This is a genomic window from Bradyrhizobium sp. (assembly GCF_019242285.1).
Classification (GTDB): Bacteria; Pseudomonadota; Alphaproteobacteria; order Rhizobiales; family Xanthobacteraceae; genus Bradyrhizobium.
The window spans coordinates 1-2034 of sequence record NZ_JAFAVV010000215.1 but is presented as its reverse complement, the minus strand read 5'-3'; the positions used below and the strand labels follow the sequence as shown (position 1 = coordinate 2034).

2 protein-coding genes are annotated in these 2034 nt (G+C 59.9%); both read right to left on the bottom strand.

Annotation, left to right across the window (positions count from 1 at the left end):
* Positions 1-308: 308 nt before the first annotated feature.
* Positions 309-1652 carry an epoxide hydrolase family protein gene (locus tag JOY90_RS08155; RefSeq protein WP_291690632.1) on the bottom strand — a complete coding sequence of 448 codons (1344 nt, stop codon included), beginning with the start codon at positions 1650-1652 and terminating at the stop codon, positions 309-311.
* A gap of 143 nt (positions 1653-1795) precedes the next feature.
* The coding region (locus JOY90_RS08150) for a hypothetical protein (RefSeq protein ID WP_291690631.1) at positions 1796-2034 on the bottom strand (239 nt) is incomplete at its 5' end.

Below are 2034 nucleotides of genomic sequence, written 5' to 3'. Positions count from 1 at the left end.
GGTTGCAAGGACGGAGCTCCGATTTGTAGAGAAACCGAGATGGGCTCCTCGACTCACGCTTACCTCGAACGCAGGCGATCCCCCTTCTACACCGACCTGCGGCCGGAATATGATGACAGCGTTTTTCGGCTTGGCGTTCTGGCTTCGAGCACGATTGTCTGAGTGAAGCCGAGCATCGCCTGACGCTCGCCAACGAGAGCGGCGATCGCGACCGGATCGACAGAGCCGAACGCGAGTCCGTTGCGCTTTTTCAAAAGCCCCGTCGGTAGCGGCTTACTTGGCAACCGGAACAGTCAAATCACCAGGCACTAACCGCGCAGTGATTTGAAGCCCGCGCGAACCTCTTCTGAAAAAAGTTGCGGCTGTTCCCAGGCCGCATAGTGCCCGCCTTTGTCGACCTTGTTGTAGTAGATAAGCTGATGATACGCTCGCTCCGCCCAACTGCGCGGGGCTTCATAATTTTCGCCGGGAAAGACCGTCACGGCGGCCGGGATCGAGACGTCGGCGGCGGCGTAGAGGTTGAGCTTGTTTTCCCAATAAAGACGACCGGAAGAAACTCCCGAGTTCGTCACCCAATAGAGGGTAATGTCGTCGAGAACGTCGTCGCGCGTGAGGTCGCCCGCGGGGTGTCCATTGATCGTGTGTCCGACCAAGGCCGAGGTGATGGCCGCGGCGGGTTGGCCGTAACCGTCGCCATGGTCAATGAGCCACGCTGCCAGGCCGATAGGCGAATCCGCAATCCCATAAAGCGTTTGCGGGCGCGTCCCCATCATTTGGGCGTAGGCGCGTCGCCGCGAAAATGAGACCTGGATTTGCTCATACGCTCGTCTTTCATCAGCCGAGAGATCGGAGGGCGCGGGATCGCCGCATTGGAGCGCCTTTGCAACGTCGGGCGGAATGGTCCCAGGCAGGTTGACGTGAATGCCGATCAAATCTGGATCACCGAGCTTGGCCATCTGATGCGAGACCGGCGAACCCCAATCGCCGCCTTGCGCCACAAAGCGTGTGTATCCGAGGCGCTTCATCAGGACGATCCAGGCGCGCGCAATGCGGTCCGGCCCCCAGCCGCTCGTGGTCGGCTTGGCCGAGAATCCATAGCCTGGCATCGATGGGATCACGAGATGGAAAGCATCCGCCGCGCTCGCACCGTGGGCCGTGGGATTGGTGAGTGGATCGATGATCTTCAGCTGTTCGACGACCGAGCCCGGCCAACCATGCGTGACGATGAGCGGCAACGCATTTTCATGTTTCGAACGAACGTGGATGAAATGAATGTCCAGCCCGTCGATCTCGGTCATGAATTGCGGGAGGGCGTTGAGTCGGGCTTCAACTTTGCGCCAATCATGGTCTGTCGCCCAATAGCGCGCGAGGTCCTGCATCGTAGCCAGCGGCACGCCCTGCGAATCGTCGGCGACCGTTTCCCGGTCGGGCCAGCGGGTCACCGCCAAGCGTCGGCGCAGATCGATGAGGACCTCTTCTGGAACGTTTATGCGGAAGGGACGAATGGCATCGCCCGGGGAGGCAGGCGCCAATCGTGAAGGAAGCAGACTCGCGGCACCTGCGACGGCCATGCCCATTGTGGCCGCGCCCAAGAGCCGCCGACGATCCTGGTCGATTGTTTCGGTGGTCCTGCTCGTATCCCTTCGTGTCATGGGTTTCCTCCTAAACACCACCTGGGGGCCTCACGCCCGCGTTTTAGGCACGTCACGACTGACACTCACTTCCAAGAAATGGGATGCCTGCCTCACCGAGGCCGCGTGGCTCGCTAGGGGCGCGCCATCGGATCCTTATACCTTCAAATTGCCCCTGCCCGAGCGAGACCAAAGTAACCGACAGGCAGGCAGTGCCATGGGCCTCCTGCCGAAGCAGGATTGCGCCAAATGCTGCGAACTTGGACTTCATTGCTATTTCCTGGAGAATTCATTAGCCAGGCAATCTTCGGAAAGCTTGTGTTAACCGAGGTCTTACAATGGTTGTGGGGGGAGGATTTGAAGCTGCGCCCCTTCAGGTTATGAGTGCGAACCTTTTCCGAGG

What these genes read in the sequence shown, in the direction of transcription:
- JOY90_RS08155 (WP_291690632.1), bottom strand. Translation starts at nt 1,652, where the DNA reads ATGACACGAAGGGATACGAGCAGGACCACCGAAACAATCGACCAGGAT.